The organism is Spirosoma daeguense, assembly GCF_054776875.1.
This window is the reverse complement of sequence record NZ_BAAHBF010000009.1, coordinates 296,835-310,744: the sequence shown is the minus strand read 5'-3', so window position 1 is coordinate 310,744 and position 13,910 is coordinate 296,835. Positions and strand designations below refer to the sequence as shown.

Annotated in this window: 13 protein-coding genes; 6 read left to right on the top strand and 7 right to left on the bottom strand. The window is 43.2% G+C overall.

Features of this window, described 5'->3' with window-relative positions:
- Window positions 1-64: 64 nt before the first annotated feature.
- Window positions 65-1,177: a DUF3500 domain-containing protein gene (locus ACYVD4_RS27250; RefSeq protein WP_460951056.1), complete on the bottom strand. Its 1,113-nt coding sequence runs from the start codon at window positions 1,175-1,177 to the stop codon at window positions 65-67.
- Between the two features lie 172 nt (window positions 1,178-1,349).
- On the opposite strand from ACYVD4_RS27250, the gene ACYVD4_RS27245 reads away from it, so the two are divergent.
- Window positions 1,350-2,453 (top strand): LBF_2804 family protein, encoded by a 1,104-nt coding sequence (locus ACYVD4_RS27245; RefSeq protein WP_460951054.1) that lies wholly within the window; start codon window positions 1,350-1,352, stop codon window positions 2,451-2,453.
- Window position 2,454: 1 nt separating this feature from the next.
- On the opposite strand, the gene ACYVD4_RS27240 is transcribed toward ACYVD4_RS27245, so the two are convergent.
- The 4 genes from ACYVD4_RS27240 to mutY form a co-directional block, all read right to left on the bottom strand.
- Window positions 2,455-3,480 (bottom strand): phytanoyl-CoA dioxygenase family protein, encoded by a 1,026-nt coding sequence (locus ACYVD4_RS27240; RefSeq protein WP_460951053.1) that lies wholly within the window; start codon window positions 3,478-3,480, stop codon window positions 2,455-2,457.
- Window positions 3,481-3,572: 92 nt separating this feature from the next.
- Window positions 3,573-4,910: a gliding motility-associated protein GldE gene (gene gldE, locus ACYVD4_RS27235; protein WP_460951052.1), complete on the bottom strand. Its 1,338-nt coding sequence runs from the start codon at window positions 4,908-4,910 to the stop codon at window positions 3,573-3,575.
- Between the two features lie 43 nt (window positions 4,911-4,953).
- Window positions 4,954-5,460 carry a single-stranded DNA-binding protein gene (locus ACYVD4_RS27230; protein WP_460951050.1) on the bottom strand — a complete coding sequence of 169 codons (507 nt, stop codon included), beginning with the start codon at window positions 5,458-5,460 and terminating at the stop codon, window positions 4,954-4,956.
- A gap of 74 nt (window positions 5,461-5,534) precedes the next feature.
- A complete protein-coding gene (gene mutY / locus ACYVD4_RS27225; RefSeq protein WP_460951049.1) occupies window positions 5,535-6,623 on the bottom strand; it encodes an A/G-specific adenine glycosylase in 1,089 nt (362 codons plus the stop codon).
- 140 nt (window positions 6,624-6,763) lie between these two features.
- Here mutY and ACYVD4_RS27220 point away from each other — a divergent pair, with 140 nt between their 5' ends.
- The 3 genes from ACYVD4_RS27220 (at window position 6,764) to ACYVD4_RS27210 (ending at window position 9,930) form a co-directional block, all read left to right on the top strand.
- Window positions 6,764-7,063, top strand: a complete 300-nt coding sequence (locus ACYVD4_RS27220) for an HU family DNA-binding protein (RefSeq protein WP_460951047.1) — start codon at window positions 6,764-6,766, stop codon at window positions 7,061-7,063.
- Window positions 7,064-7,112: 49 nt separating this feature from the next.
- The gene (locus ACYVD4_RS27215) at window positions 7,113-7,973 is read left to right on the top strand and encodes a tetratricopeptide repeat protein (protein ID WP_460951045.1); all 861 of its coding nucleotides are present in this window, start codon (window positions 7,113-7,115) and stop codon (window positions 7,971-7,973) included.
- A 394-nt stretch (window positions 7,974-8,367) separates the two neighbouring features.
- A complete protein-coding gene (locus ACYVD4_RS27210) occupies window positions 8,368-9,930 on the top strand; it encodes an Rne/Rng family ribonuclease (protein ID WP_460951043.1) in 1,563 nt (520 codons plus the stop codon).
- Between the two features lie 96 nt (window positions 9,931-10,026).
- On the opposite strand, the gene ACYVD4_RS27205 is transcribed toward ACYVD4_RS27210, so the two are convergent.
- Window positions 10,027-11,142, bottom strand: coding sequence for a lysophospholipid acyltransferase family protein (locus ACYVD4_RS27205; RefSeq protein WP_460951042.1), 1,116 nt, complete (start codon window positions 11,140-11,142; stop codon window positions 10,027-10,029).
- 413 nt (window positions 11,143-11,555) lie between these two features.
- Between ACYVD4_RS27205 and ACYVD4_RS27200 the strand changes: the two genes are divergently transcribed.
- Window positions 11,556-12,539, top strand: a complete 984-nt coding sequence (locus ACYVD4_RS27200) for a LytTR family DNA-binding domain-containing protein (protein ID WP_460951040.1) — start codon at window positions 11,556-11,558, stop codon at window positions 12,537-12,539.
- A 6-nt stretch (window positions 12,540-12,545) separates the two neighbouring features.
- Here ACYVD4_RS27200 and ACYVD4_RS27195 read toward each other — a convergent pair whose 3' ends face one another.
- The gene (locus ACYVD4_RS27195; protein WP_460951039.1) at window positions 12,546-13,241 is read right to left on the bottom strand and encodes a response regulator; all 696 of its coding nucleotides are present in this window, start codon (window positions 13,239-13,241) and stop codon (window positions 12,546-12,548) included.
- 298 nt (window positions 13,242-13,539) lie between these two features.
- Here ACYVD4_RS27195 and ACYVD4_RS27190 point away from each other — a divergent pair, with 298 nt between their 5' ends.
- Window positions 13,540-13,899 carry a hypothetical protein gene (locus ACYVD4_RS27190; protein ID WP_460951037.1) on the top strand — a complete coding sequence of 120 codons (360 nt, stop codon included), beginning with the start codon at window positions 13,540-13,542 and terminating at the stop codon, window positions 13,897-13,899.
- Window positions 13,900-13,910: the final 11 nt, after the last annotated feature.

Below are 13,910 nucleotides of genomic sequence, written 5' to 3'. Positions count from 1 at the left end.
TACAAGTTACAAAGAAGCTATTGTTTACGTTCTTAAAACTTGTTAAACGGCAACATAAGCGGCTTTATGGTTTGCTATGTTTAGTGTTCAGATAATGTTCACGTAGTAAATCGTCACCCCAGTCATTCGTTAAATCACGAACAACCGTATGGATGTGATTGGCATTGGTTTGCGTGTTGTCGTACTCAATCAGAATGGTTGGTCCGTGAATTCGATAATACCAGCCTTTGCCTTCTCCCAATGCGGGAGTTAGATCACCCGCCCAGGCAAAACGGAGGTTATCGAGGCCATCTTTTTCGAGCTTATCCATCTGCTGTTTGGCCAACGTAATACGGTAATTTGCGAGGTAAACCTGTAATAAATCCAGAAACAGTTTGCGTTGATCAGGTTTCATATCGGCTAGCCTTATGCCTTCCATTTTTTCGAGCGATGCCTTTCGTTTGTTGCTGGTTACGATGTCGGGGTAAGCAATTGAAGCGATAATGACCTGTTTGCGTTGGTTATCATCGAAGGTTTTAAGCAGTGAAAATGCTCGCTCTGTTTCCTGACGTAGTATTTGCCGACCTTTCTGCGGTAAACTTTTCACCCGCTCGTCCGACATCCGTTTATCTGCCATTTTAGGGTCATATTCCAGAATAGCCGGGTTAATACCGAAAAACGTAGGTGTTTGTGCCAATACCTGACCTTCCATTGACAGAAATTGCAGTGATAAGTGATGCCCCTCTATTCGCCAGCTCCATATACTTTTATCAGCAGGTTCACCAAAAATGGTAAATGAGAAATTATCGGGATCGCGATACGTATCGTTTGGTGGGCGATTATCAATGACACGTAGCACGTTCTCGGTATCCATAATATCCATGGCTTTCTGATAGCCCTGTACGCTAAGGCCAGTTTTCAGAAGCGCCAATGCCGCTTTACGTTGCTCAGCACTCATCTGCTTCATCGACAATCCTTTCCGTTCACGCGGCACAAAATGCCAGTTATATCGCTCTGCATCATCGAGCGGAAACGTAGCCAGCTTACGTTGCTCGGGAGATAGAGTTGCCAGAAACGTAGTAGCCGTTTCCAGCATTTCATCTTTCAGACGCTGTTTTACGGGTAATGTACTAGCTGAGGGAGCAATTTGAGCGAGGGCCGAGCTGGTTAGCAACCAGCAGAAAAGAAGATTTCTCATATACATGCCATTTTACGCCCCTACAAAAGCAGCCTATAATCTACATCTACCTGTATGCCAGCAGCCTATAGCTTCTTCTCGATGAAGCCTTTCCCTATTTAGATAACATTTTTACCAACAACTGTAGGTATTTACGAGTTAATAAAGGCAATCCTATTCACTAAGTACGACTATGTCAAACCGGCCTAATGGCACTGGACCTCTCGATTTTCTGGCGATGCGTTATCTCCGGCAGTCTCTCGAGGTAGCGCATCCGGTCGATGAACCGTACGTACTGAATCCTATAGAAAGTCGGGTCATTCGCCGGACTAAGGTCATTACGTTAATTCTGTCGGCTATGTTGGGGGTGCTGGGCGTACTACTGCTCTACGCACCACAATATTTATGGCCCCATTTGTTTGCTACCACAGACGTAACGATTCTAGGTACTACGTATGAAATTCCACTGGTAACCTCTCTGTATGGATTACTATTGGTCTATCTGGAAGTTAACTTACTGATTGCGTTAAACCTGCGAAGTGTTGCTATGATTATGCAGGTTTGCCAGTTTCCAAGCGCGCACGATGCTCAATATGATCGACACTTACGCGCTTTAGCCGACGCTGCGCTTGAAAAAACGAACCGGGGTATACTTCGTTTCGGTATAGACCCGTATCTGAATTTACCTCGCTGGGGGCTCACTATTTTTTTCCTGTTGAACATCGCTAAAGCAGCTATGAGCAATATAGTGCTGAAGTTTTTCCTTAAGCGGTTTTTAGGGCGGTTTGCATTACGTCAGGTGGTCGATCTGGCGGGTATGCCTATCTATGCCTTCTGGAATGCCTGGGCATCCTGGCAAGTGTTGCACGAAGCTCAGGTACGTATTATGGCACCTACCACCATCCGCGAGTTTGTTCATGAATTGTATGACGAATGGGGTAAAGATGCTACGTTCCGCCCGTTAGTTCTGGAGGCACTTCAGTACGTAGCAATTCTGAAACGTCAGTATAATTATGCCCATTTTCTGCTCACCGAAACGCTGGTAGATCGCTTCGATTTGCGTGTGAATGCGCCACTCATGGGCAATTTTCCTGAACAGGCTATGCAAGCCCCTGAGTCCGTTCGGCGTGGGTTAGAACGACTTATTGTTTTTGGCGTTTTGGTTGATGGTAAACTTTCCTGGCTCGAAAAAAGACGGCTGAATGAGCTTCGGAAAAAGAATTTCCTAACTTATTCAGCCGCCGACATCCAGCGCCTTGGTAACGATTACAATCAGGGGCGCGGCTTGTGGGTGTAAATTACAATTTCTTGCCTTCGGAAAAGATATCTTCCTGATCCAGCATTTGCGGGTTCACAAATACGTCGGCTTCGTTCATTGTCCGGCGAATAGGTTCTGTAGAAGGGCTTTGCCGATGGTGTTTATAAGCACTATCCGATGAATAATGGCAAACAAACGATTTACGAGTTAGAACGGAATTTCGAATTTCATCGCCCCCATGCGCTAAAGCAGCGTGCCATAGCAACACATCGCCTTTTTTAATAAGCAGCGTTTTCTTTTCCAGCCCCTCTTTTTGGCAAGCATCGTCCAGATAATTAGCGAAATCGTTTGGATTTAATGTCGATTTATTGTTGAAGAAAATACCATTGCCGAAGTTGAATTTGCCAATAGTATGCGAACCCGGATAATAAAATAATGGCCCGGAATCGATATGCACATCTTCCAGTGCAATCCAAGAAGCAGCCAGATGACTCGGAATTTCCGATACTACGTAAGCAAAATCCTGATGGGTAGCCTGCTGACTTCCATATTTAAACAACAGACTTTGCATGGCAATCACTTTGTCATTAAATACAGCTTTCAGAAAAGTGACAATGTTGTTATTCAACATGATTTTCTTCCCGATCACTGAGTTTTCATGAAAATCCATGAACTTGATGTAGGGGCCATTCAGTACGTTCTGTGGCACATTTTTAATTGGCTGAACGGGGTTCGCCTGATATTCGGGCAAATCGATACGTACTAATGTTTCATATTTTTCGTGATGCGCAATCAGTTCTTCTACTTCGCTCCAAAGCTGACTTAGCCATTCTGTCTGAATAGCCTGTTCCAGAATAACATAACCATTCTGCTTCCAGAATTTCATCTTTTCGGCCAGATCATAAGGCAGATTATGGGAGGCAGGGTATTTCTTTACGAATTCATCTATATCAGCCCCTTTTTTATCAATCCAGGGCAACGTAGCGTATTCAAACTCGGTAACGTTTTTTTCGGGCATCAGCGTCCGTTTAGCCACGGACTTCAGTTTGCTAAATAAGCTGCTCATGGTAAGGGGGTTGTTATTTCCCTAAAATAAGCAAAAAAAACAATAGAATATTCACAAATGAATTATCATAAGTTTACCGAAAAAAGTCAACCTTATACTTGTTCAACCGTGTTGTTTCGAGTTACTCTTACTTCGTTTATTCGTTTATCATCGGCCGACAGAACATGAAACGTAAATCCTCCATAAGTTGTCTCATCTTCTGGTTTGGGTAATCGATTAAACAATTCCAATAACAATCCACCCAGTGATTCGCTGTCACCCTGAGCACCTTCGAACGTAGCGATATCGACATTCAGAACCCGACACACATCGGTTAACAATAGTTTCCCTTCAAAAATAACGGTACGTTCATCTTCGCGCCTATATCCAACCGTAGTTTCATCGTCGAACTCGTCGTTGATATCACCAAAAATTTCTTCAATAATATCTTCCAGCGTGACCAGCCCACGAGTGCCGCCATACTCATCAACAACAATGGCAATATGTACACGGCGCTGCTGAAAATCCTGAAGAAGGTCATCTACTTTTTTATTCTCAGGTACGAAATAGGCCGGACGTAACAACTCCTGCCAGCGGAACGTATCATCCTGATGAATGTGGGGCAGTAAATCTTTAATGTAGAGAATTCCCTCAATCTGGTCGAGCGATTCATGAGAAACAGGCACTCGTGAGTAACCAGAAGCGTTGATCTGAGCCAACAGTTCGCTAAACGGTAACTCATCATCAACCGATGAAATATCGAGTCGCGCACGCATCACCTGGCGTACTGTCAGATTGCTAAAATTCACGATACCTTTTAGAATCTCTTTCTCTTCAAGGGTAGCATCATTTCCGGTCAATTCAACAGCCTGACTTAACTCTTCTACAGATAACTTATAACCACGTCGCTGGATTCTCCGGTCAACCTGATTGCTTATCGAAACGAGGAGCATAGCCAATGGCCGAAAAACCAACAGCCCTGCCTGAGCCAGTGAGGCTGTCCGACGGGCCACCATCAGGTTATTCTGGCTGGCGTATACTTTCGGTATTATTTCCCCAAATAATACAATTGTGACAGCTAATATGATTGCCACACCTGCTAACACCCACGCCGACCCATGCGCTTGTGAAAATGCCCAAGTGAGGTACGTAACAATAACAACAATGGCAATATTGAGAAGATTATTGAAGATGACTAACGATGCCAGCAATCGTTTAGGACGCTCCAGCAAACTGGCAATACGTCGATCTTCACCTTTTTGACTATCGCGGCAGAAGGCCCGATCATCGGGCGAGAGGGAGAAAAAGGCGGCCTCAGACGCCGACACCAGCGCAGCTAGTGTTAAGAGAAACAGAATTAGAGCCAAATATGGCCCATACAAATTAAAATAGGTGCCCCAGCTTTCTGCAGCTGGGAGCACCTGTCGAGGAAGGGGATCACTAAGGTCCATGTATTATTAGATCTCGTTCAACAAAGGAGCGTGTTTGCTGACATTAGAAGGGTAAATCGTCGTCAGCACCGCCACTTTCAAAAGGCACCGGCTCCGGAGCCTTGCGAGCAGCGGGTTGCGGTCGGGGAGCGGCTGGTTGTGGAGCAGGGGCCGTCTGAACTGGAGCAGCCTGCTGGCGAGCTGGTGCTTCATAACTGGAATCATTATCCCGGTCGCTATTTGGGCTTCCTAACAACTGCATGGTAGTGGCCCGAACACGTAGTGAAGTCCGCTCTTTGCCTTCTTTATCTGTCCAGATTTCGGTACGTAACCGGCCTTCAACGTAAACAGAATTACCTTTCTTTAAATATTTTTCAGCCACTTTGGCCTGTTCATTCCACAATTCAACCCGAAACCACTCTGTCTGTTCTACTTTCTCGTTATTCCGATTGGTGAATTTTTCCGTAGTGGCTACATTAAACGTTGCGACAACGGCTCCACCATCGAGATAGCGCACTTCAGGATCGGCACCTAAGTTACCGATTATGGTCATCTTATTAAGACTTGCCATGGTATTTGTTTTGTTGGTTACGTACTAAAAAAGCGTAGCATATAAGAGGATTAAAGATACTGATATTTACTGGCTTATCCAAGCAGTTTCTCTAAATAGTTTGTAATTAGAACGGGCTTGGGAAGCTGGTTAATTTCGCGAAAATTGTACCATTTCAACCCCATAGACAAGCTGTTTATCTCTTCTTCTGCTACGTCGATTATATAAAACTGAGCTCGTATACGCTGGTGCGAAAGCAACTGTGAAGACATAACAGGCGGCTCAGCTAAAATGCTTTTTTTCACCAGTTCGTCAACAGCTTCCAGCATAGGTAAGTCACGTAACGCGTTCTTAGGCTCATCGGTTTCAATCAGATAAAAATCATGCAGATTTTGCCAGATATCCCGACCGATACGTTCGCGCAGGGCAATTTTGCCGTTAGCCCGAAAGACGAGATAATTAAAGAATCGCTCTCGTACCGGTGCTTTTTTTGCTTTAACAGGCAACCGGTGCTGTTGACCGGTGAGATAAGCTACACACTGCTGCTGCAACGGACACAGAAGGCAGTCGGGCGAAACAGGTGTACATTGAATAGCCCCAAACTCCATAATGGCCTGATTGTAGGTAGCAGGGTCATTAGCCGATTGAATTAATCGGGCAGCCAGAGCCGCAAAGGTTTTCTTAGCGCTTGTTGTTGTAATATCTTCCTCAATCCCGAAAACACGAGCGAGTACTCGATACACATTCCCATCGACAACAGAAACGCGTTCACCAAAAGCAAAAGAAGCAATGGCTGCCGCAGTGTACGCTCCTACTCCTTTCATTTTCAGGAGGTCACTATATGTATTAGGGAACTTCCCTCCCAGCACCTCAGTTACATAACGAGCCGTCTGGTGTAAATTTCGGGCACGGGAGTAATAACCAAGTCCCTGCCAGAGCCGAAGCAATTCACGTTCATCAGCCGCAGCCATATTGGCCACTGTTGGGTAGGCATCAACGAAGCGTTCATAATACGGTTTTCCCTGTGCTACGCGAGTTTGTTGCAGAATAATTTCCGACAGCCAGATACGATATGGATCGGTAGTATGTCGCCATGGAAGGTCTCGTTTATGGTATTCATACCACGTTTCAAGAGTGGGGGCAAAAGTGGTTTCGATTGTGTTAATGTCTGATTGCCAATTCAAAGTAAAAAGAGAAAATGTGCAGTCCTTCTGAAAAACGAGCCCGCGAAAGTTTTTAAATTTATGGGAAACCCCTACCTTTGTGCTCCCGTTTTAGGACCCCAATTTTCAACAATGTAATAAACGTTAAAGTTTAAGAAGTCGTGACGAAAGCAGACGTAATTGCAGAGATTGCCGAAAAGACCGGTATCGATAAAGCAGAAGTAACAAATACACTGGAAACGTTTTTTTCGGTAGTAAAAGATTCATTAGCCGAAGGCGAAAACATTTATGTACGTGGCTTTGGCAGTTTCATCAATAAGAAAAGAGCCCAGAAAGTAGCCCGGAATATCTCGCAAAATACCGCTATGGTTATTGCTGAGCATTATATTCCAAGCTTTAAGCCTGCCAAAGTTTTTGTTGAGCAGGTAAAAACCAGCGAAAAAACAAAGGTAGAAGCGTAAGAAATCTGAACGCCTGATTCTCGGGCATAGGCAAGGTCGTGTTCACATCATGAATAAATCAGTGCTGTTTGTTATCATCATGGCTTCGGCCCTAACGGTAGGACTATACTCGTTACCGAAGGTGGCTGTACGAAATGAAAACAAACAACTCAGTGAACGCACTACCCAAAGCTCTAGTCAGCATAGTACTGGTGCAAAAAATGGAACCGCTCCAACAGAACCCTCTGCTGGAGCGGCCATGCACGAAAAGCCGATGTCGGCTGAGCAGCAAAAAAGCTTGTTGACGCTGCGAACCGAGTTTCTTTTGGCTCCTGCCACTCAGAAAATAGCTACCGGAGAAAAACTAATAACGTTTTTCAGAGAAGCTACGCGCTACGATAGTGCAGCCCACTATGCAGGTATACTGGCAACAGAGCAACCCACCGAACAAAATTTGCTTAGAGCGGGCGATCTTTATTTCGAAGCCTACACCTTTGCTGTTGATACAAAGAAAACAGCTTTTCTAGGGCAGAAAACCCGTGATTATTATCAGCAGGTTCTCGCTAAGAATCCAGATATGTTATCGGCAAAGGCCAATATGGCGATGACGTATGTCAACACCGATACGCCAATGCAGGGTATTATGCTTCTGCGGGAAGTAATCAAACAGGACCCAACCAATGAGCTGGCACTGTTTAATTTGGGGTTGTTATCGATGCGTTCGAATCAATATGAACGTGCGATTGAACGGTTCCGACAGATTCTGGTAACAAATCCAGCTAGCCGGAAAGCTCAGTTTTATCTGGGTATCAGTCTGGCCGAAGCTGGGCAAAAAGCCGAAGCCAGACAAGTGCTGGAACAGGTAAAAAAACAGGAAAAAGACCCGCAAATTCTGGCGGCAGTTCGTGAATACGAAGAGCGGCTCAAGTGAGAATGTATAATGTAAAATGGGCAATGAATTATAACTGATTTTATTCATTTCTCATTCTACATTTTTCATTATACATTGATTTTAAGGGCTTTGTCGATTGACAAGCCGACATGTATTTTAACTATTAAAACATTTATTGACTATGCCTTGCGGTAAAAAACGGAAGCGGCACAAGATTGCTACTCACAAACGGAAAAAACGGCTCAGAAAAAACCGGCATAAGAAAAAATAGTTTCAGATTCCAGGTTTCAAGCTTTAGGTTCGCTGAACGGTAAATGTGATGGTTGAAACCTGGAACTTACTGCTATTTTTTGTGAAAGCCCGTGCCGGTCTGCAAAGTCCGAACGTGGCTTTTTTCTTTTTTACATAGCCATTCTAACCGTAAATTCATCTTGTGAGTAATGAATTAGTTATCAGTTCGACTCAGAAAGGTGATCGGATCGCGCTCTTGCAAAACAAGAGATTGCTGGAGTATCACGAAGAAGAGCTAGACAGCAGTTTCACTGTTGGCGACCTTTACTTAGGAACAGTTAAGAAACTATCATCAGGCCTTAATGCTGCCTTCGTAGATGTAGGGCATGAAAAAGATGGATTTCTACACTATCAGGACTTAGGGCCTAATGTTAACTCACTCAATAAGCTGGTAAAGGATGTGATTGCCAAACGCGTCACAACCGGAAAGCTGAGTGGTATGAAGTTGGAGCCTGTTATCGAGAAAATCGGTAAAATTGATAAGGTGCTCACTAAAAATGCACCGATTCTGGTTCAGGTGGTAAAAGAACCCATCTCAACCAAAGGTCCACGCCTTTCCTGTGATATTTCCATTGCGGGCCGCTATCTGGTCCTTGTGCCATTTTCGGATGGCGTCAACCTTTCGAAGAAAATTACAGACCGTGCCGAACGGTCGCGGCTGATGCGGCTCATGTCGTCATTGAAGCCACAGAATTTCGGTGTCATTGTGCGCACAGTAGCACAGGATAAAGATGTTGAAGAGCTTGACCGCGACTTACAGAATTCGCTGGCCAAGTGGGATCAGGCCATTAAATCGCTGGCCGATGCGAAGCCCCGTGATCGTGTGCTTGGCGAAATGAATCGAGCCTCTTCGATTCTTCGCGATATGCTCAATGAATCGTTTGAAAGTATTACGGTTGATACAAAAGAGTCTTTCGACGAAATCCGTAATTATATTCACACGATTGCCCCAGAGAAAGAGAAGATTGTTAAACTCTACTCGGGCAAAACAAAGATTTTTGAGAGCCTTGGGCTCGAAAAGCAGCTAAAATCCTTGTTTGGCAGATCAGTTAGTCTGCCAGGTGGTGGCTATCTGATTATTGAGCACACCGAAGCGTTGCATGTCATTGATGTAAATAGTGGCAATAAATCGAATTCGGAAGAAGATCAGGAAGCTACAGCCATCAGTGTAAACCGGGAAGCCGCTAAAGAAATTGCCCGACAACTTCGCTTACGCGATATGGGAGGTATTATTGTTGTTGATTTTATCGACATGAAGAAAGCAGAAAATAAAAAGCTTCTGCAAGATATCATGCGCGATGAAATGAAACCAGAACGGTCTAAATTCACAATTTTACCGCTCACCAAGTTTGGCCTGATGCAGATTACCCGTCAGCGTGTAAGGCCTGAAATGAACGTTGTAACTCGAGAAGCTTGCCCAACCTGTGGTGGTACGGGCACAATACAGGCAAGTGTATTGGTAACCGACGTAGTGGAGAATAATCTGGATTATATCCTGACAAAGCAAAACGAACGAGGAATTTCAATCTCAATGAACCCCTTCCTGTATGCTTATTATACCAAGGGTATCTACTCAAAACAGGTGCAATGGTATTTTAAATACAAAACATGGGTTAAGCTGGTCAAAGATAGCTCATTAGGTATGGTAAACTTTAAGTTTTTCAATAAATCTGGTGACGAAATCGAGATTAGTAACAATGTCTAAAACGTAGTAAAATTTTACTACGTTTCTTTTAAATAGTCAAAAGCCCGTAAAGTTAGACTTTACGGGCTTTTGACTATTTAAAAGAAATAATTTGACTTAATGAACAATTTCCATCTCCATTAATTCTGCAAACATCTCGTGACCAACCACTTCTTCGAGCGACTCAACCGCCTTGAGGTTCAATAACAAATCGCGCAGATCTTCAGTGATTTCATACGTCTGATATAGACGACGATCAAATAAAATAGGCGCTTGTTCAAGGTCACAGAGCGTATAACGATTTTCGTTAAATACAAGCTGCTTCAGATTCGGTTTGAAGAACTTGTTTTTAGGTGCTTCAGGCTCCAGAAACATGTGAATATAATTCCATCCTTCCCATTGATCTGGATATCGGTTCAAAAACGGCCAGAAAGCGTCAAAAAGCTGTTGCATTGCCTCACGACAGTACATTTCCCGATCACTCTGGGCAATAGGCCTACTGGGTTTCAATGTATGGAGCACATTGGTCAAGTCAGGTTGGCGATAGCTAACCACAGGTACAATGGGAACACCCGTTGCATGCGACAAATAACCAACTCCTTTGCGGGTCAAAATTCGTCTATTTCCAAACCGCACAGGCAGAAACTGCTCCTCTTCGCCTTCTTCTGGTGCGGTTTCAGGACTTCCATCTACATAAACAATCAACGAGCGACCTGCTTTTAATTCACGTAGAACCGTTAATCCAGCAGTGGGGCTACCTGTTTCTACAATCCGAAACAGATTTGTCAAACCATGTTTTTGACGAAGCCCTTCAGCATGCTCAATTAAATCTTTGCCCTGACTCCGACTCATATTGTTACCTACTAACAACACACAATCGACTCCCCTACGGAAAAGTACACTTGTTAATAAGCGATAGGAGCCAAGATGATAAGTACAATAGATTTTGTTACCCTTATCTTTATTAAATACACTTTCATCTCCACGGAACTTAACCAAATCGCCAGACGTTAAACACTTTTGGTCAAACGTTGTAAAAACTTGGTTTAATAACAGCTGCTGAAACAACGCTTCGTGTTTCCTACGGGGTATAGATGGTATAAGATTCTCTACATTTGCTGAGAATGTAGTGAACTTCATCAGGTATCCCCGTTCCTTTTGCAAGTCTATTTGCTCGAAGTGTTCACGACAGCGGGCTAATTCCTGCTTATAAAGATGCTGTGTTGTTACCATAGAGAAGAAGGTAGCTTAAAGCGAGAAAACTGGCTTAGATATGCCTTTAAAATCAGTGTTCGTAATATAGCAACATGCGCTAGATGCTAACACAAATTGTAAAATATTGTTAGATTCTGACTTAGAAGCCGTTTTAGAAACATTTTTAAGAACTTGAACTGGCTTAATGTTGAATTGCTTTTTCATGGGAATACTTTGTAGTTTTTGAGTAGTTTTCATGCTGAATTTTCAGCACGATTATTGTTAACTTTTACTACTGCAAAGCTACCGGCCCAATGAAAGGGCATCAATCACGAGAAAGTCACAATTACTAGTTGGTTTTAGTTAAATATTACTACTATCTTGGTGGTACTTTTGAATAAGCTGGCAATATGAAGGAAATTCGAATCACTCGAGACTTCTTACGAAACCCCATGAACAGTCTGATTGTAATGGTCTGCATTATAGCTGTCTGGGAATCGATTTCGTGGTCGGCAGCTTATAATGTAAAGCTTCACAAAGCACAGGAAGTAGGCGGAATACTGACATACATACGCATGTTCTTATGGACGATGATTATTCCGGAAACAATTACGGTTTATATCACCTTCACATTACTTGACTTTTATCATAAGCTTAGAAATATAGAAGCTGTAGATAACAACTGGCCAGCAATCTTTCGGTATCAATTCAAATTGTCGCCAGTTATATTTTTAGCCTTTTTTGTATTTAATCCTATAACCCAGACAGTTCGGTTTTTTCTGGAGCAATTCCCAAAATATTCTATTTCAAGCTATATCAATGAATATATATTGTATACATATTCATTGCCTATGTATTTTAAGTACCTCTTTCCTGTCATTCTGATAGGCTATATTGCTGTTAATATTTCCTTAGTAAAGGATTTTATACAACAAAGAAAGCAAGCTCAGGAAAAAGCCGAAGCTGAAGCGGCAGAAGCTTCTCAGAAAGCACTTGCCTTGTCGGCTATATTTACGCCCCAACCTGTAGTTTCAACAAATTATTTATCTCACCTAAAAGGTAAAAGCGCAATTGCAGCGGGCGAATTGGATTTTCCGACCAATGATGCCTATTTCTTCACTATAGAGGATAGGTTTTATTATGCCGAACTGCCCAAAGGTAGGTATATGATCGTAAAAACGCTAAATGAACTGGAAACGGAGCTTGATCCCAATCAGTTCTTCCGGATAAAAAGAGACTATATTGTTAACCGGGCTGCTGTTTTAAACTACGCTTATTGGGAAAATGGAAAGTACATTGTTCGGCTTAACACACCAACACGTCACGAAATTGTAGTTCCTCGTGCGCGGATGCAGGAATTCCGGGAATGGCTACAGAAAACTTCTCCACCCGATAATACTTCGAATTCGCTAGTAATGTCGTCACTTCTAAACTAGTGGTCTTCAGAGATAATTCTTCACAGAAATACCATATCGAGGCAATTGCCGGCAGCTACCTAGTTCCAATTTTCTGGCGATGTGCGTTTTATGATTAACTGCTGTGCGGTAACTAATTCCTAATTCTGCTGCAATTTCAGTAGCCGTATGTCCATAAGCGATCATACGTAGTACTTCACGTTCACGCTCAGTAAGGCGGCTTAATTCTTCACGAGTTTGCTCAGCTATCACTTCAACACCATAGTTTCGGAGCAAATTCATAAAACCTGTACTATAATAACAACCGCCATCACTGACCGTTTGAAAACAACGGTATAATTCATCCAAACCATCCGATGAATACAGAAACCCATAGAAGCCCATCTGCATAGCGTTCGCTACGGTACGTAAATCGGGTTTGCTTGTATAGAGAATGAATTTTGTCTGTGGATTGGCCTGCCGCATTTCCTGAACAATCTCAAACCCTCGCTGGCCTGAAATTTCCGATTCAAGAATAACGCATTGAGGTCGTTTCACCCGGATCTGTTGAAGAGTATCTTCCATTTCAACAGCTCGTCCCACTACGTTGTAGCCTTGTTCTTTGAGAAGCTGACTTAACACCTCGCAAGTGAAAAGCTCAGACTGGGCAACGAGAATAGAAAAGTCGCGCCTTCGAATAGCGAATTTTTTATTAGCCTCCTGGCTAATAGTGGAATTGTTCATGATGGTCTTACACTTATGGGAGATTGAAGATACTACAGATATTTGAGTTATGGTAACTACAAAACAACAAAATCATCATTTAGCTAATCAACCACAAAACAGAAAATGAGTTGATTTAGGGTGATTCTGATCAATTATAAGCCTCTTTTTGGGTGATTTCGTCCGGAACAGTGGTGATTTCAGACAATTGGACTTGATTTTAGGGGTTTTAGAGGGATATTTTTGATTCATCAAAGCGAAAAACAAAGAGTTCATTTTTTTAGAAACGCAGGCAATGAATCAGGAAAATTTAGCAACCATGTCGAACTACGAAGTATCACCAGCAGAGATGGAAGTAATGGTTATGGAGTGGGCAAAAGCTACTGAGTCGTTTCATGCTCGCTATGCCAAGCTAACAGGTGTCATTAATATTCTGGAAAAAAGCACCCGTAAACAAACTTCGGCAACCCGTGATCGCCTGCGTCGTTTAAAAGGACTTCGTAAACAAATGGGAGATACATTGATGACTTTGCTGCTCGACATGTCGGGGCAGCGTTCCAGTCGTTCTCCTCTTCCTTCAAAACCCGGTCAACTTCAGTCGCATGCTAGCCTGCTGCGCGAAATGAGCCGTGAAATCGATGCCGAACTGATTCCCCTCACAACGGTAGCGCAAGCTTAGTGTTCACCCGA